Source organism: Promicromonospora xylanilytica (genome assembly GCF_054782895.1).
Map to the genome: position 1 here is coordinate 259,673 of NZ_BAAGRP010000004.1, position 17,326 is coordinate 276,998.

The following is a 17,326-nucleotide window of genomic DNA, read 5'->3' on the forward strand; positions in this document are numbered from 1 at the left end:
GACCTCGCCGGTCCGGGAACGCCCGGCTATGCCGACACCACCGGGGGCGGAAAGGTGACCGGGAGCTGCACCGGCTGGCGGATCCACAGCGCCTGGTCCCAGGTGACGTCGGCGGCGGGGATCCGGAGCACCACGTCGAGCCGGCGCAGGATCGTCTCGACGGCGATCCGCGCGATCAGGCGGGCCGTGCGGGGTGCCGGGCACGTGTGCGGGCCGGTGCCGAACGACACGTGGGCGCGGCTGCCGACGTGGTCCCACGGGTCACCGGTGTCCATCCGCGGGTCGGTGTTGGCCGCGTGGATCCCCAGCACGAGCGGGTCGCCGGCCGCGATGAGCTTGCCGTCGAGCACCACGTCCTGGCGGGCGAAGCGCGGCAGGGTGTTGATGGTCGGGGTGGAGCGCCAGAGCACCTCGTCCATCGCGTTGTCCAGGTCGATGCGGCCGCCGTGCAGCCGGCCCGAGAACCGCGAGTCGGTGAGGGTCAGCAGCAGGGTCTGCGCCACCCACGCGGTCAGCGTCAGGTTGCCCGCGTACGCGACGACGAGCAGGCTGTGGGCCACCTCGATGTCCTCGCGCAGGTTCGGGTGGGACGCGAGCGAGCTCGCGAGGTCGCGCCGCGGCCGCACGCGCCGCGCCGCCGCGAGCTCGGTGAGCATCCGGTCCACCTCGGACACCGCCTGTGCCGCGTCGGCCCCGGCGCCCGCGACCCTGCGGGTCAGGTCGAACAGGCGCTGCCCGTCCTCCGGGTCGAACCCGATCATGTCGGCGATGACCAGGAACGGGATCACGGAGGCGTACTCGAGCATGAGGTCGGCGCGCCCGCGGTCCTCGAAGCGGTCGATGAGCAGGTTGCACAGGGAGCGTGTCTTCGAGGCGGTGATGCCCTCGGACAGCTGCTCGAACGCGTCGTCGAGCGGTTCGCGCAGGCGCTGCCGCAGCGCGCCGTCGGTGTGGTTGGCGCCGAAGCGCTGCTGCGTCGTGAACACCGGGCGCAGGCCGGAGGTCGGGGGCAGGCCGCCGCGCGCGTGCCCGTTCCAGGTCTGGGGGTTGGTCGCGAAGAGGTGCTCGTTGCGCATGATGTCGTAGACGAGCCGCTGCCCCATCACCAGCCAGGCGGGCACGCCGGGCTCCAGCTCCACGGGCGCCACCTCGCCCCACTCACGCGTCAGCTCGTCGTAGAACTCCCGCGGGTCCTGGAGGGCCGACGCCTGCACCAAGGGCCGCAGGCGCGAGACGGCGCCGAGCCGGACCGGCCGGGCGTCCCGCCAGGGACGGTCCTGCGTGCCGCGCATGTCATCGAGCAAGGTCGCCGGACCTCTCGGAGTGGTAGACCGGCCCGAGGGCCGAGAGCATGGGTGCTTGCCGGATAGATCCCGGTTCAGGTAAATTCATTGATTCGCCGTATCTGTGCATCGTCGTCGATCGCCCAGGGTGAACCCACCCGTGTTCCCACCTAGCATCGTGACCTCCGCCACGCCCGTGGCTACGATGGCTGCGAGGGCACACACACTGTCGCACCCTCGATCGACCCTGTCGAGACCCATCCGGGCGGGACCACTTCAGTCGAAACGACGTCGGCCACCCGCCGACGAACAAGGGGGGCACGTGACTCTGGACGCCGACCGGGAACGCCCGGACGACCTGGTGCAGAGTGTGGCCCGCGCCTTTCGGGTGCTCGAGGTCGTCACGCGGTCTCCGGGCCTGCCCGTCAAGGCGATCGCCCGCCGCAGCGGCCTCAACCTGTCCACCACGTACCACCTCGTGCGCACGCTCGCCTACAAGGGGTACGTCACCCGGCTCAAGGACGGCACGTACGACGTCGGCGAGCAGGTGAGCCAGCGGTTCTACGAGCAGCTCGGCTCGCTGGGGCGCGGCCCGGACACGCGCGAGGTGCTGCGCCACCTCGCCCAGAGCTCCGGCTACAGCGCGTATCTCGGCCGGATCAGCGCGGGCCGCGTGGTCGTCGTCGACTACGCGGAGGCCCCCGGCTCGCCGTACCTGGAGGACCTGGAGCGCGGGCTCGACGTCTCCGCCCACGCCACCGCGCTCGGCAAGGCGCTGCTGCTCGGGCTCTCCCGCCGGGAGCGCAACGAGCTGGTGCTGGACGCGGGGATGCGCAAGTTCACCGCACGCACCGCCTCCGACATCCGGTCGCTCGACGCACAGCTCAACCGCTTGCGGCCCGACAACGTTGTCGAGGAGCACGGCGAGTTCCGCGACGACATCACCTGTGCCGCTCACCTCGTCCCCCGCCGGGCCGGTGACGACGTCACGTGGGCCGTCGGGCTCAGTATCCCGGGCGAGGCGGTGCCCGCGCAGGCCCGTCGCGAGCTGGGCCTGGTGGCCGGCGACCTCGCGACGGTCTGACTCGCGACGGTCCGGCCCGGCACGGCGGCGCGCCGGTCAGCCGGGGCGCCTGCGCAGCCCCGCGAGGCGCGTCGGGTTGCGGAACACCATGATCCGCACCATCCGGTCGCCGTCGAACTCGGCGGCCGTCGCCATGGTCGGCACGCCGCCCCGCAGGGCCATCGTGCCCAGCGCCCCGTTGATCTCGACCGGGACCCACTCCAGGCGGGCCACCGTGCTGTCGCGGGCGAACGCGATCAGGGCGCGGGACACCTTGTCGGCGCCCCGGATGATCCGGCGGGCCGCGCGCACCACGCCGCCGCCGTCGGTCACGAGCTCCACCTCGGGCGCGAGCGCCGCCACCACGCCGGCGAGGTCGCCCGTGAAGCACGCGGCCAGGAACCGCTCCGTGGCCTCGGCGTGCTGGGGTCCGGCCGGCGTGTAGCGCGGTCGCCGCGCACGCACGTGCTCCCTGGCCCGGTGGGCGGTCTGACGCACCGCCGACACGTCTCGGTCCAGCGCCTCGGCGATCTCCTGGTACGGCAGGTCGAACACCTCGCGCAGCACGAACACCGCCCGCTCCAGGGGCGACAGCGTCTCCAGCACGACGAGCAGCGCCAGCGACACCTCCTCGGCGCGCTCGACCGGGAGGGCTGCGTCGGGCGCGGTCAGGAGCGGGTCGGGGAGCCACGGGCCCACGTACGTCTCCCGGGCGCGCCGCAGCGTCCGGAGCCGGTTCAGGGCCAGCCGCGTGGTGACGCGGACCAGATAGGCCCGCGGCTCCAGGACGTCGCTCCGGTCCGCGGCCGACCAGCGCAGCCACGCCTCCTGCACCACGTCCTCCGCGTCGGCGGCCGCGCCGAGCATCTCGTAGGCGACGGTGAACAGCAGGCGGCGGTTGGCCTCGAACGGCTCGGCGAGCCCGGCGAGCCCGGGGCGCTCGACGGCCTCGGATCGCGGCCCCGCCGCCACGTCGTCGGGCACTACTGCTCGCCCACCTCGGCGAGTGCCCCGCCGAGCGGGACCTCGCAGCGGTCGCTGAAGCCCTGCGCGCTCAGCCCCATCGTGGCGTTGATGCGGCTGCGGAGGTTCTCCACCGCGACGATGGCGACGAGCTCGGTGAAGGCCTCCTCGCCGAGGGCGGCGACCAGGCGCCCGACCAGGTCGTCGTCGACGGACGGCGGCGTGGCGGTCTCGGCCTCGGCGAGCGCCAGCACGTCCCGTTCCAGGTCGGTGAACCGCTCGCTCGAACGCCAGGCCGGGACGTCGTGCAGCTTTCCCGGGTCCATGTGCTCATGCTGCGCCTCCCAGTAGCCGAAGTCCACGCACCACGTGCAGCCGATCGCCACGGCGGACGCCATCACCGCCAGCGACTTGAGGTCGGGGTCGAGCGCCTTCCAGCCGCCGACGCCGAGCTCGGTGAGCGCGTACGTCCTGGTCACCTTCCCGTGGTGGCCGACAGCGACCAGCGGGTCCAGCACCGCGCCGTACCGCCGCCGCGAGAACGCGGCCATGGCCCGGTTGGTCAGGGTTCTCGGTATGGCGCGGGTGATCCTGGTGCTGATGGTGCGGCCCGGCTCGTTGGGGCCCGGCTCGCCGGGTGCGCGGGGCGTGGGGGTACTGGGCATGGGGACGCTGGGCATGATCGGGCTCCGTTCGGTGGCTCCATCGCGGGACACCCTCCAGACACCGCCCTGCTCCGGGACGTGACACGAGCACTCCGTGATCCGGGTCACACCACGACGCGGCCAGATTCCGGCATCGGCCAGCTGCGCCGTCCGGGTGACCGTCGGACACGTGACCGTCGGCCGGGTGACCGTCGGACACGTGACCGTCAGCCGGGTGACCGTCGGACGCGTGCGGCCAGGGTGCGTCGGCCGGCCGGCTGCGCCGAACCGCAAGTTCGACGTGCCAGCCGGAGGTGCCGAACCGCAAGTTGGACGTGCCGAGCAGGCCGAACCGCAACCTGGGCCCGGTCCGACGTGCCGAACCGAAGCATGTTGGTCTATCCGGCACTCCCGAGACCAACAGCTTGCGGCTCGGCGCCGACCAGACGATCAACTTGCGGCTCGGCCCCACCACACGCCCGCCACGACGATCAACTTGCGGCTCGACCCCTCGGTTCGACCTCAACCCTCGGTTCGACCTCAACCTGCGGTTCGACCTCAACCCGCGGCTCGACCCTGGTCGTCGGCCGAGTCCCTCACACCGGCACGCACAGCGTCAGCGCCTCCCGGTGCGCCTCGACCGTGACGGGGAGCGGCCCCACGAACTCGCCGTCCGCGTACGCGACCAGGCCGGCCGGCGCCTCGACCCGCATCGCGGACGTCCGCAGCGTGGTCACGTCCGGCCGGTCGACGTGCTTGCCCGCCTTGATGAGGCTGTCGAACGCCATGAAGCGGAACCGCCCCACCGCGTGCACCAGGGTGACGTCGAGCAGCCCGTCGGTCGGGTCGGCGCGGGGGCAGACCAGCACCCCACCGCCGTACGACTTGGTGAGCCCTATCCCGAGCACGTACCCGTCCTGGGCCAGGGCCGGTGCGTCGACGGGGCGCAGCCGGTAGCCGAACCGCTTGAGCCGCAGCCATTCCGCGTACACGGCGATCCGGTACCGGGCGGGGCCGGTGGGCCAGGTCATGCGGTTGGTGCGCTCGTTCGTGAGGGAGTCGAGGCCTGCGCACAGGACGGTGACGAAGTGGCGCACGGTGCCGTCGTCGGCCGTGATGGTGCCCGTGTCGACGCGCTTGCGGGCGCCGTCGAGCGCCAGGTCCGCGGCGGCCGCCGGGGCGTCGAGCGGGATGCCGTGCTCACGCGCCAGGTCGTTGCCGGTTCCGCCGGGGATCACCGCGAGCGGCAGCTCCGCCTCGAGGACCGGTGGCAGCACGGACGAGATGGTGCCGTCACCCCCTGCGACCACCACCACGGACGGCTGCTCGTCCACCGCCTTCCTGCCGAGCGCGACCGTCTCCTCGGCGTCGGCGCCCTGGTAGACGCGGACGTCGGCGCCGCGCTCCCGGAGCCGGTCCACCGCGACCTGCCCGCTCCCCGCACCGAACCCGCGCCCTGACGCTGGGTTCACGAGCACCGCGATGTGCCCGGCCCTGCCGTACCGCTCAGTCATGTCAGCTCCACGCGCCCGCCGTCGGACGCCCTGTCGTCGAACCTGCGATCAGTCGAACCCGCGATAGTGGTGGGCCGTGACCCGATCTGGTGGGCCGCAACCTACCGGGTCAGCCGGCCTGCTCGAGCAGTGCGCCGGGATTCATGATCCCTGCCGGGTCCAGCTCCGCCTTGACCGCCCGCAGCATGCGGACCCCCACCTCGCCGATCTCCTGCTCCAGCCAGGGTGCGTGGTCGGCGCCGACCCCGTGGTGGTGGCTGATCGTGCCGCCCGCCGCCATGATCGCGTCGTTCACGCGGCGCTTCACCCGGCCCCACGGCTCGAGCGGTTCGGCGCCGAGCCCCGCGATCACGGTGAAGTAGAGCGACGCCCCGGTCGGGTACACGTGGGAGATGTGGCACAGGACGCGGTTCCTCGCCCCCTCCTGTGCGAGCCCTTCCGTCAGCGCGCCGGTGACGGCGGCCTTCAACGCGTGCAGGTTCGACCACGTGGTGGCGGTCTCGAGCGTCTCGCAGAACACGCCGTGGTCGAGCAGCGCGTCGCGGAGGTAGGGCGCCTTGAACCGGCCCCGGTCCCAGGATTCGGCGAGCTTCTCGGCGGCGGGCCTGCCGCCCGCCTCGCGCAGCACGCGCGTGGTGGCGTCGCGCCGGGCCTGCGCCGGCCCGTCGGGACCCTCGTGCAGCACGACGGCGGAGCAGCCCCTGGCCAGCGCCTTGCCGATGTTGCCGACCTGCGCGAGGGAGACCGCCGTCTCGTCCTCGTCGGACAGGCGGAGCACGGTGGGACCGGTGCCGAGCTGGGCCACGCGCCGCAGCGCGTCGGCCCCGGTCGCGAAGTCGCCGAAGCTCCAGGCGTCGAGGAGCCGCACCTCCGGGACCGGGTGCACGCGCAGCCGCACCTGTGTGATCACGCCGAACGCGCCCTCCGAACCGAGGAACCAGCGCACCAGATCGGGTCCCGCTGCCGACCCCGGCGCGCGACCCAGGTCGAGCACCCCTGCCGGCGTGACCACGCGCAGCCCGGTGACCATGGCGTCGAACCGCCCGTACCCGGCCGAGTTCTGGCCGGACGAGCGCATGGCGGCGAACCCGCCGAGGGTCGCGAACTCGAAGCTCTGGGGAAAATGGCCCAGCTCGAAGCCCTGCTCCCCCAGCGCCGACTCGGCGGCCGGTGCGGTGGTTCCCGCCCAGAGGGTCGCCTCCTGGGTCGTGGCGTCCAGCGCGACCAGCCCGACCAGCCGGCGTAGGTCGAGGCTGACGACGCCCCGGTGCGCCCCGGCAACCGGGTCCAGCCCGCCGGTCACGGCGGTGCCCCCGCCGAACGGCACCACGGCGAGCCCGCGCTCCCCGGCGACCTCGAGCACGGCCGCCACCTCGTCCTCGGACCCGGGCAGTACGACGGCGCCCGGTGCGGCCTGCTCGGTCTGCCTGCGCCGCAGCAGGTCCGGCGTGGACTTGCCGCCGGCGTGCAGCACCCGGGTCCGGTGGTCCGCGTCGACGTGGTCGGCGCCGACCACCCCGGCGAGGGCCGCCACGTCGGCGTCGGCCAGGGGCGGCGTCGTCAGGATGACCTCGGCGAGCCCCGGTGCGGGGCGCGCCGTCGGCACCCGTCCCAGCACGGCCGTGAGCAGGAGCTTGACGCCGCCGGGAAGCCCGTGGGCCGCGTCGGGGTCGCCCCACCCGGACCACCGCATGTCGATGCGCTCGTGCTGCGGCTTGGTGCTCACGTGTCCTCCGTGTGGTCGGGGCGGGGCCTGGCAGGTGTGCCCGGTTCGCGTTACAGTGTGACACAACATGACAATCCGTAACGCAGGCTCGGCAGCGAGCCCACCACCGGAGCATCCCGACGGCGAGACCGGCCGGGAGCTCGACGACATCGAGGCACGCCTGCTCGCGTCCGCCGGCGAGCTGGTCGCCACCCGTGGCACCCGCGGGCTCTCCGTCACCGAGCTGGCCCGGGCCGCCGGCGTCTCCCGGCCCACGGTCTACCGCCGCTGGGAGTCGGCGGAAGAGGTGCTGCGGGCCCTTCTCATGCACCACGCGCAGCGCGTGATCACCGCCGTCGGCCCGCAGGCGGACGACCGCGCCGCCATCGTCGAGAAGGTGGTCCGGTTCAGCGAGCTGATCCGCACCGACCCCGTGTACGGGCGGCTGCTGACCCACGAGCCGGAGGTCTTCACCCAGTACGCGTTCCAGCGGATCGGCCGGTCCCAGCGGGTGAGCCTCGAGTGGCTCGCCACCGCTGTGGCCGCCGCCCAGCGGGGCGGGACGGTGCGGCAGGGGGCGCCCTCCGACCTGGCCGTCATGATCCTGCTCATCACCCAGTCGGCCGTGCTGTCCCACAGGACGGTCACCACGGTCATCGACGCCGGTGCCCTGCGCACCGAGCTCGCCCACGCTCTCGACGGCTACCTCCGTCCCTGACGGGCGGCCCACCCGACGCGACGACCCGGAAGCAGGAACGATGCGCACTGCCCTGACCGCCGCCCGGCGGGCCGACGAGCTCGACCGGCTCGCCTCCGAGACCATCGACCTGCTCGTCGTCGGCGGCGGGGTGACGGGTGCCGGCGTGGCGCTCGACGCCGCGGCGCGCGGCCTGTCCGTCGCCCTCGTCGAGGCGCACGACCTCGCCTGGGGCACCTCCCGCTGGAGCTCCAAGCTCGCCCACGGCGGGCTGCGGTACCTGGCCACCGGCGACGTGGGCGTGGCCCGCGAGAGCGCACGCGAGCGGCACGTGCTGATGATCCGCACCGCACCGCACCTGGTGCGCGCGCTGCCGCAGGTGCTCCCGCTCGCGCCCGGCGTGGGCAAGCGGCAGGGCCTCACGGCCGGCATCGGGTTCGGGCTCGGCGACCTCCTGCGCCGCGATGCCGGCACGCCGTCGCGGGTGCTGCCCGGGCCCCGCCTCGCCGGGCCGGACGAGACCGCACGGCTGGTCCCCGCCGTCGCCCGCGCGCGCCTGCGCGCCGCATGGGTGGCCCACGACGGCCAGCTGGTCGACGACGCCCGGCTCGTCGTCGCCCTCGCCCGGACCGCGGCGGGGCGCGGCGCACGCATCCTGACGCGGGTCCGCGCCACCCACCTGCGCGCGGACGGCGCGACGCTGGAGGACACGCGCACCGGCGCCGCGCTCGACGTGCGGGCCCGCACGGTCGTGAACGCGACCGGCGTCTGGGCGGGGACGGTCGACCCGTCGGTGCGGCTGCGGCCGAGCCGCGGCACGCACGTCGTGGTGCCCGCCGCCCGGCTGGGCCACCCGGCGGGGGCCCTCATGGTGCCCGTCCCCGGCTCGGGCTCGCGCTACGTCTTCGCGCTGCCCGCGCAGCTCGGACGGGTGGTCATCGGCCTCACCGACGAGGAGGCGCCCGGCCCGGTCCCCGACGTGCCGGTAGCGACGCAGGGCGAGGTCGACTTCCTCCTGGAGACGGTGTCCGCCCTGCTGGACCGCCCGCTGGTGCCCGACGACGTCGTGGGCACCTTCGCGGGTCTGCGCCCCCTGGTGGACACGGCCGGGCGGGGCGACGGCACGGTGTCGTCCGACGTCTCGCGCAAGCATCTCGTGGAGGTGTCGCCGTCCACCGGCGCGGTGAACGTGCTGGGCGGCAAGCTGACCACCTACCGGACCATGGCCGAGGACGCGGTGGACCTGGCCGTCCGGCACGCCGGGCTCACCGCCGGGCCGTGCTGGACCGCCGACCTGCCGCTGGTCGGGGCGCCGTCGCTCGGCGCGCCGCCCGCGCCGGCCGGCGGCCTGCCCGCCCCGCTCGTCGCGCGGTACGGCGCCGAGGCCGCCGCGGTGCTGGGCACTGCGACGGTGCCGGGTGCGGCGTCCGCCGTCGGCGAGGGAATACCCGTCGCCGCGCACCTGGACATCACCCGCGCCGAGATCGAGTGGGCCGTCACGCACGAGGGCGCGCTGGACGCGGACGACGTGCTGGACCGGCGCACCCGCGTCGGGCTGGTCCCCGCCGACCGCGCCGCGGTGCACGACGTCGTCGCCGAGCTGGTCACCGACACGCTCGCGCGCCTGTGACGCGGGCCGCTACCGGGCCGCTACCAGGTCGCTACCGGGCCGCGTGGACGAAGAGGAGCCCCAGCCAGGTCCAGCCGACGATGATCGTCACGCGCTGCACGAGTCCGGCACGCGGGTGGTCGTCCTCCCAGGCCTGGCCGAACACCATGAGGCCGGCCCCTGCCGTGGCCGCCGTGAGGCCCGAGTACCACGTCCAGCCCGTCTCGGGGAGCACGAAGGCCGCCACGACCGCGGCGACCGGAAGTGCGCCGAAGACGACCATGCCTGCCCAGTCGTGCCACGTGTGCCGCCTGGACACCTCGGTAGGCGTCCCGTCCGGCGTGCCGGGCGGGTACGACCGCATGGCATCCATCGGGAACACTCCCGACGCGACGAGCGCGAGCCCGAACACCGCGACCACCAGCGCGAGCAGCACGCTGTCCAGTGCCCCCGCGAGCGCCACCGCACCGGCCGTGATCGCGAGCCCGCACAGGATGAAGTTCGCCGCCTGGAGCCAGCCGCGCGACCCGAGGGCCAGAGCGCTGACCGGGTGGTATACCGGCCGGTAGCCCGGCCGTGTCCAGCCGTCGAGCAGGAACGTCGCGATGAACAGCCAGGAGCCGACAGCGCCGGACCAGAGGAGGATCGCCACGGCGCCGACCCTAGCGCGCGGGGGTGCGTTCTCGTTCGCGGCGTGGGGCGCGCAGCACGGACAGCGCCACCATGCAGGCGATGAACCCGAGCAGCCAGCCGCCGGGGATGTCGCTCAGCCAGTGGTAGTCCAGCCACGACATCAAGGCCCCCGCGACCAGCACGATGACGGCGACGACGGGGATGAGCGTGCGCAGCCTGCCGAGGTTCGGACTCAGCCCGCTCTGGGCGAACAGCAGGCAGAGGATGAAGAACCCGGTGAAGAACGTGTTCGCCGCGTGGCCCGACGGGAAGGCCTGGCCACCGGCGTGCAGCACGTCCATGTTGTGGTGCGGTCCGGTGCGGCCCAGGCCGAACTTGGTGCCGTAGCCGATGGACGCGATGGTCGCGAGGCCGGCGAGCACGGCCAGCACCGGCCGCCGGGTGCCGATGCGCCAGAGCGAGCCGGGGCCGCCCTGCTTCCACGCGACGTACAGGGCGGTGCCGCCCACCATCGGGATGGTGAAGAGCCGCTCGCCCGTGACGCTCGCGACGATGTCGAGAAAGGCCTTCTCCCACCCGACGGGGTGGTTCGCGTCCACGTAGTAGTGGAACTGCCAGTCCCAGGCGATGAACGGGCCGCGGACCACGACCTGCCAGATGAGGAACGCGAACACCAGCGACCCGATGACGGCCGCCAGCGCGGAGCTGCGCCACGTCGGACGGGTCGACGGGTCGAGCGGAGCCTCGGTTGACGGTGACTCCACGCGCGTTCCACCCCTGCCCTCTGATTGCGCCATCATGCCGATCCTACGGGTTTCAGGGTGAATGCTCGGCACCGGTGGGGCAAGGGCCTACCCCGGTGGCCGCGGGGGCGCGGTGCTCTCCCGGATCCTGAGCTCCACGGGCACCACGTCGTGCAGGTTCTCCGCGCCGCCGCCGTCCTCGATCTCGCCGGTCCGTACCTGGTGCAGCAGCCGTGCCACGAGCCGGCGGCCGATCTCGTCGAAGTCCTGCACCACCGTGGTCAGCGGCGGCCAGAGGTAGCCCGCCAGCAGGACGTCGTCGAACCCGACCACCGAGACGTCGCGGGGCACGGACCGGCCGGCCTCGTGCAGGGCCCGCAGCACGCCGGCGGCCATCTCGTCGTTGGCGCAGAACACCGCGGTGACGTCCGGGGCGGCGAGCGGTCCGCGCCCCGCCGCGTAGCCGGACGCCGCCGTCCAGTCCCCCACCACGACCTCGGGGACGGGCCTGCCCGCCTCGTCGAGCACCGCGCGCCAGGCCTCCGTCCGCAGCTGGGCGGGTGCGGAGTCCGCCGGACCCGCGATGTGGTGCACGGTCCGGTGCCCCAGGTCCAGCAGGTGCTGGGTGGCCCGGCGGGCGCCGTCGGCCTGGTCGGCGCCGACGGCGGGGTGGTGACCGACGAACCGGGAGTCGGAGACCACGACGGGCATCCGGGGCGGTAGCGCGAGCGTGTCCGGCGACGCGGTCTCGGCCCTGATGATGACCAGCCCGTCGATCGCCTGGTGGGAGAGCCGGGTCGCCGCGGCGGAGACGACGTCGGACGACGGGCTCTCGACGTCGATCAGTGTCACCGTGTAGCCCTCCCGGCGCGCGGCCTCGACCACCGCCTCGACCGTCCGGGACTCCCCCGTACGGGCGAGCCGGTGGGCGATCACGCCGATGGTCCGGAAGCTGCCGTACCGCAGGGCTCGTGCGGCGGTGTTGGGCGCGTAGCCGAGCTCCGCCATCGCCGCCAGCACGCGGTCGCGGGTCGCCGGCCGCACGTTGTCCAGGCCCATCGACACGCGGGAGACCGTCTGGGTCGACACTCCGGCGAGATCGGCCACGTCAGCCAGGGACGGGCCTCTGCCCTCCACCGCATCCACCTCCTCGTGATGCACCGTCGCTCCGGTGCGCGCGCTTGACACCCCGGGTAGCTCACCAGCACCCTAGTCCGCGTCACCATGTTGACGTCAACACGACGGCATGCTGACCCCACCCGCATAAGGAGCGACATCCCTTGACCACGCTCGCATCGCCTCCGGCCGTGCCCAGGACCCCAGGACGGATGCGACGGCGCTCCCGCTGGGCCGGGTGGGGCTTCGTCGGCCCCTTCATGGCCGTCTTCGCCCTGGTCTTCCTCGCGCCGATCGTCTACTCGCTCTACCTGAGCCTGTTCCAGACGCAGCTCGTGGGCGGCACCTCGTTCGTCGGGTTCGACAACTACGCCCGGGCGCTCGGTGACCCGAAGTTCTGGGACGGCGTCGGCCGCGTCACCCTGTTCCTCGTGGTCCAGGTGCCCGTGATGCTCGGCATCTCGCTGCTGGTCGCCCTCGCCATCGACAGCGGCCGCCTCTACGGGCGGGACTTCTTCCGCCTCACGATCTTCCTGCCGTACGCGGTGCCGGGCGTCGTGGCGGCGCTGATGTGGGGCTTCATGTACGGCGACCGGTTCGGCCTGGTCGGCAACTTCAACGACCTGTTCGGCACCAGCTTGCCGGACCCGCTGGCGTCCGCACTGCTGCTCCCGGCGATCGGCAACATCGTGACCTGGCAGTTCGTGGGCTACAACATGCTGATCTTCTACTCGGCGCTGCGCGTCGTGCCCACCTCGCTGTACGAGGCGGCGGAGATCGACGGCGCGGGGCCGTGGCGCGTGATCACGGCGATCAAGGTGCCCGCGATCCGCGGCGCGCTCGTCGTGGCGACGATCTTCTCGATCATCGGCTCGTTCCAGCTCTTCAACGAACCGAGCATCCTGCAGTCGCTGTCGCCCAACTACATCTCGACGCACTACACCCCGAACCTGTACGCCTACTCGCTGTCCTTCTCCGGCCAGCAGTACAACTACTCGGCCACGGTGGCGATCATCATGGGCGTGCTCACGATGCTCGTGGCCTACGTGGTGCAGCTGCGCGGCATGCGCAGGGAGGTCTGAGCCATGAGCACCAACGTCCTGATGAACGCGCCCACCGTCCGGGCGCGGCGGCCCCGTCCTCGCCTCGCGACCCGCCGCCGCTCGCACGCCCGCCCGACGCGCAGCGTCCTGCTCACGGTCCTCACCGCCCTGGTCGGCGTCTACGCCCTGATCCCGCTGGTCTGGCTCCTGTTCAACGCGACCAAGACCCAGCCCGACCTGTTCAGCTCGTTCGGCCTCTGGTTCAGCGGCGACTTCGCCCTCTGGGACAACCTCGTCGGCGTCGTCACCTACGACGGCGGCGTGTTCCTGCGCTGGTTCGCCAACACGCTGCTGTACGTCGTGGCGGGCGCCGGTGGTGCCACCCTGCTGGCCCTGCTCGGCGGCTACGGCCTGGCGAAGTTCAGCTTCCCCGGCAAGCGCGTGGTGTTCGCCGTCGTCATCGGCGCGGTGGCCGTTCCCGGCACGGCTCTCGCCGTGCCCACGTTCCTCATGTTCGCGAACCTGGGGCTCACCAACACGCCCTGGTCGGTGATCATCCCGTCGCTCATCTCGCCGTTCGGGCTCTACCTCATGTGGACGTTCGCGGCCGACGCCGTGCCGGACGAGATCATGGAGGCCGCCCGCATCGACGGGGCGAGCGAGGCCCGTACCTTCTTCCAGGTGGCCCTGCCCATGCTGGCCCCCGGCATCGTCACGGTGCTGCTGTTCACCGTCGTCGCGACGTGGAACAACTACTTCCTGCCGCTCATCATGCTGCGCGACCCGGACTGGTACCCCCTGACCCTGGGCCTGAACGCATGGAACGAGCAGGCGACGACGGCCGGCGGCGAGGCGATCTTCAACCTCGTCATCGCCGGCTCGCTCCTGACCATCCTGCCGCTCATCGCGGTCTTCCTGCTCCTGCAGCGCTACTGGCAGTCGGGTCTTGCCGCCGGCAGCGTCAAGGAGTGAGCACCACCCGCACGGCTCTGCGCAAGACCTGGTCCGACTGACGATGAAGTGAGAGGAACTATCATGACCATCCGCCACCACCGCGCCGTAGGTGCGCTCGCCGCGGCGAGCGCCCTGGCGCTCGCCCTGACCGCGTGCGGTTCCGGGTCCGACGGCGACGCCGGCGGGGAGGCGATGTCACCCGAGGACATCACCGCGGCGCTCGAGGAGGGCGGCGAGCTGCTGGTCTGGGCCTGGGAGCCCACGCTGGACAAGGTCGTCGAGGACTTCGAGGCCGAGTACCCGAACGTCGACGTCGAGCTCGCCAACGTCGGTACGGGCAACGACCACTACGTGGCTCTGCAGAACGCGATCAGCGCCGGCTCGGGTGTGCCCGACGTCGCGCAGATGGAGTACTACGCCCTGCCGCAGTTCTCGATCGGCGAGTCCCTGGCCGATCTCGCGCCCTTCGGCGCGAGCGAGCTGGACGGCACCTACTCGCCCGGACCGTGGGGCGCGGTGACCGACGGCGACGCCGTGTACGGCCTGCCGATGGACTCCGGCCCGATGGCCCTGTTCTACAACGCGAAGACGTTCGAGAAGGCGGGTGTCGACGTTCCCGCCACGTGGGAGGAGTTCGTCACCGCGGCGGAGAAGATCCAGGCCCACGACCCGGACACGTACATCACCGCGGACAACGGTGACGCCGGCTTCGCCACGTCGATGATCTGGCAGGCGGGCGGCCACCCGTTCGAGGTGGACGGCACGGACGTCACCGTGGACCTCGCCGACGATGGCACGACCAAGTTCTCCGAGATGTGGCAGCAGATGCTGGACGACGACCTGGTCGCCAACGTCCCCGCCTGGACCGACGAGTGGTTCCAGGGCCTGGGCAACGGCGAGATCGCCGCGCTCGTGACGGGCGCGTGGATGCCCGCGAACCTCGAGTCGGGCGCCGCCCCGGCGGCGGGTGACTGGCGCGTGGCGCCCATGCCGCAGTGGACCGCCGGCGCCAAGGAGACCGCGGAGAACGGCGGCTCCGCGCTGTCGGTCACGGAGGCCAGCGAGCAGAAGGCGCTGGCCTACGGCTTCCTGGAGTACGCGAACGCCGGCGACGGTGTCGCGACACGCCTGGAGGGCGGCAACTTCCCGGCGACGCTCGCGGACCTCACGGACGAGGAGTTCCTCGCCGAGGAGTCCGAGTACTTCGGCGGCCAGAAGATCAACGAGGTGCTCTCCGAGTCGGCGACGAGCGTCGTGACCGGCTGGCAGTACCTGCCGTACCAGGTCTACGCGAACAGCGTGTTCCCCGACACGGTGGGCAAGTCGTACACGGGCTCGACGCCCCTGACGGACGGTCTGGCCGACTGGCAGCAGTCGATCGTCGGCTACGGCAACGAGCAGGGCTTCACCGTCAGCGAGTGAGCCGCCCGGCACGCAACAACCGGTGACGACGGCGGGGGTGCTCCCCGCCGTCGTCCCGTCTCCCCTGTCACCACCGCACTCCGAGGAACCACACATGCCCACGTTCGACATCGGCCCCGAGGACTTCCAGCTCGGCGGCGAGCGGATGCAGGTCGTCAGCGGCGCGCTGCACTACTTCCGTGTGCACCCCGACCAGTGGGCCGACCGCATCCGCAAGGCCCGCCTCATGGGCCTGAACACCATCGAGACGTACGTGCCGTGGAACTTCCACGCGCCCGAGCCCGGTGTGTTCGACCTGGACGGGCGGCGGGACCTCGGCCGGTTCCTCGACCTCGTGGCCGCGGAGGGGCTGTACGCGATCGTGCGGCCGGGTCCGTACATCTGCGCGGAGTGGGACGGCGGCGGCCTGCCCGCCTGGCTGCTGGCCGACTCCGCCGTGGGCGTGCGGCGCCACGAGCCGCGGTTCCTCGACGCGATCGGCAAGTACTACGCGAGCCTGCTGCCGCTGGTGGCCGAGCGTCAGGTGACGCACGGCGGCCCGGTGCTGATGGTGCAGGTCGAGAACGAGTACGGGGCCTACGGGGACGACCCGATGCCGGAGCGGCAGAAGTACCTGCGGGCGCTCGTCGACCTGGTCCGCGGCCAGGGCATCGACGTGCCGCTGTTCACCTGCGACCAGGCGAACGACGAGATGCTGGAGCGCGGCGGCCTGCCGGAGCTGCACAAGACCGCGACGTTCGGGTCGCGCACCGCCGAGCGGTTCGAGGTGCTCCGCCGGCACCAGCCCACCGGGCCCCTGATGTGCATGGAGTTCTGGAACGGCTGGTTCGACTCGTGGGGCCTCGAGCACCACCTGGCGCCCGCCGAGACGAACGCCGCGGACCTGGACGAGCTGCTCGCGGCCGGCGGCTCCGTCAACCTCTACATGTTCCACGGCGGCACCAACTTCGGCCTCACCAGCGGCGCCAACGACAAGGGCATCTACCGGCCGATCACCACGTCGTACGACTACGACGCGCCACTCGCCGAGGACGGCACGCCGACCGCCAAGTACCACGCGATGCGCGACGTGATCGCGCGGCACCTCCCCGTGCCCGGCGCGGTCCCCGCGGAGCGGCAGCCGGCCCCGGAGCTCGACGTGACCCTGACCGCGCACGTCCCGCTCGCCGACGCGGTGTCGTCGCTGGTGCGCGGCAGCCTCGGCAGCTACGACCACGCGCCGACCATGGAGGAGCTGGGCCTGTGGTCCGGCTTCGCCGTGTATCGCACCCGCATCCGGCCCGACGACGCCGTGCTGACCGTCGACGAGGTGCGCGACCGCGCCGTCGTGCTGCTCGACGGCGAGCCGGTGGGTGTGCTCGACCGCGGATCACACACGTTCACGGTCGCCCTGCCCGCCCGCTCGGGCGAGCTGACGCTGCTCGTCGAGAACCAGGGGCACGTCAACTACGGGCCGCGGATCGGCGAGCCCAAGGGGCTGATCGGCACCGTGCGCACGGCCGTGCGCACGCTGGACGAGTGGACGGCCGGCGCGCTGCGGGTCGAGGACGCGGCGGACCTGCTGCGCGGGGCGCTCGACGTGACGGTCCCGCAGACGGGTGCCGTCTCCGGGGGTGCGGGCGACGGGGGTGCCGCCTGGCCCGGCCTGTACCGGGGCACGTTCGACTCCGTCGCCGGGGCCGACCACTTCCTGCGCCTCGGCGGCTGGACCAAGGGCCTGGCCTGGGTGAACGGCGAGCTGCTCGGCCGCTACTGGAGCCTCGGCCCCACGCACACGCTGTATGTCCCCGGGCCCCTGGTGCGCGGCACCGGAAACGAGCTCGTGCTGCTGGAGCTGCACGGCGCGGCGAGCCCGCGAGCACGTTTCGTGCCCGCCCCGTCCCTGGGCATCACGGAGCAGTAGCCCGGAGAACAGCCCCCGGCGCCGAGGCCTACGT

Annotated in this window: 15 protein-coding genes; 7 read left to right on the top strand and 8 right to left on the bottom strand. The window is 72.8% G+C overall.

What is annotated here, in order from left to right:
* Nucleotides 1-26 precede the first annotated feature (26 nt).
* The gene (locus ACYVK7_RS06135) at nucleotides 27-1,292 is read right to left on the bottom strand and encodes a cytochrome P450 family protein (RefSeq protein WP_460886795.1); all 1,266 of its coding nucleotides are present in this window, start codon (nucleotides 1,290-1,292) and stop codon (nucleotides 27-29) included.
* 313 nt (nucleotides 1,293-1,605) lie between these two features.
* Between ACYVK7_RS06135 and ACYVK7_RS06140 the strand changes: the two genes are divergently transcribed.
* Nucleotides 1,606-2,367, top strand: a complete 762-nt coding sequence (locus tag ACYVK7_RS06140; RefSeq protein ID WP_460886796.1) for an IclR family transcriptional regulator — start codon at nucleotides 1,606-1,608, stop codon at nucleotides 2,365-2,367.
* Nucleotides 2,368-2,403: 36 nt separating this feature from the next.
* Here ACYVK7_RS06140 and sigJ read toward each other — a convergent pair whose 3' ends face one another.
* From sigJ to ACYVK7_RS06160, 4 genes are all read right to left on the bottom strand, one after another.
* Nucleotides 2,404-3,330 carry an RNA polymerase sigma factor SigJ gene (sigJ, locus tag ACYVK7_RS06145; protein ID WP_460886797.1) on the bottom strand — a complete coding sequence of 309 codons (927 nt, stop codon included), beginning with the start codon at nucleotides 3,328-3,330 and terminating at the stop codon, nucleotides 2,404-2,406.
* Nucleotides 3,330-3,989 (bottom strand): carboxymuconolactone decarboxylase family protein, encoded by a 660-nt coding sequence (locus ACYVK7_RS06150; RefSeq protein WP_460886798.1) that lies wholly within the window; start codon nucleotides 3,987-3,989, stop codon nucleotides 3,330-3,332. Before ACYVK7_RS06150 ends, sigJ begins: the two co-directional genes overlap by 1 nt.
* Before the next feature lie 560 nt (nucleotides 3,990-4,549).
* A complete protein-coding gene (locus tag ACYVK7_RS06155; protein WP_460886799.1) occupies nucleotides 4,550-5,467 on the bottom strand; it encodes a diacylglycerol kinase family protein in 918 nt (305 codons plus the stop codon).
* A 109-nt stretch (nucleotides 5,468-5,576) separates the two neighbouring features.
* Entirely contained in the window at nucleotides 5,577-7,193 is a 1,617-nt protein-coding gene (locus ACYVK7_RS06160) for an FAD-binding oxidoreductase (protein ID WP_460886800.1), read from the bottom strand.
* Between the two features lie 67 nt (nucleotides 7,194-7,260).
* Here ACYVK7_RS06160 and ACYVK7_RS06165 point away from each other — a divergent pair, with 67 nt between their 5' ends.
* Both ACYVK7_RS06165 and ACYVK7_RS06170 read left to right on the top strand, forming a co-directional pair.
* Complete coding sequence (locus ACYVK7_RS06165; protein WP_460886801.1) at nucleotides 7,261-7,890, top strand: TetR/AcrR family transcriptional regulator; 630 nt, start codon at nucleotides 7,261-7,263, stop codon at nucleotides 7,888-7,890.
* Nucleotides 7,891-7,930: 40 nt separating this feature from the next.
* Nucleotides 7,931-9,499, top strand: a complete 1,569-nt coding sequence (locus ACYVK7_RS06170; protein ID WP_460886802.1) for a glycerol-3-phosphate dehydrogenase/oxidase — start codon at nucleotides 7,931-7,933, stop codon at nucleotides 9,497-9,499.
* A gap of 31 nt (nucleotides 9,500-9,530) precedes the next feature.
* Here the strand turns inward: ACYVK7_RS06170 and ACYVK7_RS06175 are convergent, their stop codons facing one another.
* The 3 genes from ACYVK7_RS06175 to ACYVK7_RS06185 form a co-directional block, all read right to left on the bottom strand.
* On the bottom strand, nucleotides 9,531-10,130 hold the full coding sequence (locus tag ACYVK7_RS06175; RefSeq protein WP_460886803.1) for a DUF998 domain-containing protein: 600 nt from the start codon (nucleotides 10,128-10,130) through the stop codon (nucleotides 9,531-9,533).
* Between the two features lie 10 nt (nucleotides 10,131-10,140).
* Nucleotides 10,141-10,875 (bottom strand): phosphatase PAP2 family protein, encoded by a 735-nt coding sequence (locus ACYVK7_RS06180; RefSeq protein WP_460886804.1) that lies wholly within the window; start codon nucleotides 10,873-10,875, stop codon nucleotides 10,141-10,143.
* Nucleotides 10,876-10,962: 87 nt separating this feature from the next.
* Nucleotides 10,963-12,000, bottom strand: coding sequence for a LacI family DNA-binding transcriptional regulator (locus tag ACYVK7_RS06185; RefSeq protein WP_460886943.1), 1,038 nt, complete (start codon nucleotides 11,998-12,000; stop codon nucleotides 10,963-10,965).
* Nucleotides 12,001-12,182: 182 nt separating this feature from the next.
* On the opposite strand from ACYVK7_RS06185, the gene ACYVK7_RS06190 reads away from it, so the two are divergent.
* The 4 genes from ACYVK7_RS06190 (at nucleotide 12,183) to ACYVK7_RS06205 (ending at nucleotide 17,292) form a co-directional block, all read left to right on the top strand.
* The gene (locus ACYVK7_RS06190; RefSeq protein ID WP_460886805.1) at nucleotides 12,183-13,052 is read left to right on the top strand and encodes a carbohydrate ABC transporter permease; all 870 of its coding nucleotides are present in this window, start codon (nucleotides 12,183-12,185) and stop codon (nucleotides 13,050-13,052) included.
* A gap of 3 nt (nucleotides 13,053-13,055) precedes the next feature.
* A complete protein-coding gene (locus ACYVK7_RS06195; RefSeq protein ID WP_460886806.1) occupies nucleotides 13,056-13,985 on the top strand; it encodes a carbohydrate ABC transporter permease in 930 nt (309 codons plus the stop codon).
* Nucleotides 13,986-14,048: 63 nt separating this feature from the next.
* Nucleotides 14,049-15,389 (top strand): ABC transporter substrate-binding protein, encoded by a 1,341-nt coding sequence (locus ACYVK7_RS06200; protein ID WP_460886807.1) that lies wholly within the window; start codon nucleotides 14,049-14,051, stop codon nucleotides 15,387-15,389.
* 94 nt (nucleotides 15,390-15,483) lie between these two features.
* A complete protein-coding gene (locus tag ACYVK7_RS06205; RefSeq protein ID WP_460886808.1) occupies nucleotides 15,484-17,292 on the top strand; it encodes a glycoside hydrolase family 35 protein in 1,809 nt (602 codons plus the stop codon).
* Nucleotides 17,293-17,326 lie beyond the last annotated feature (34 nt).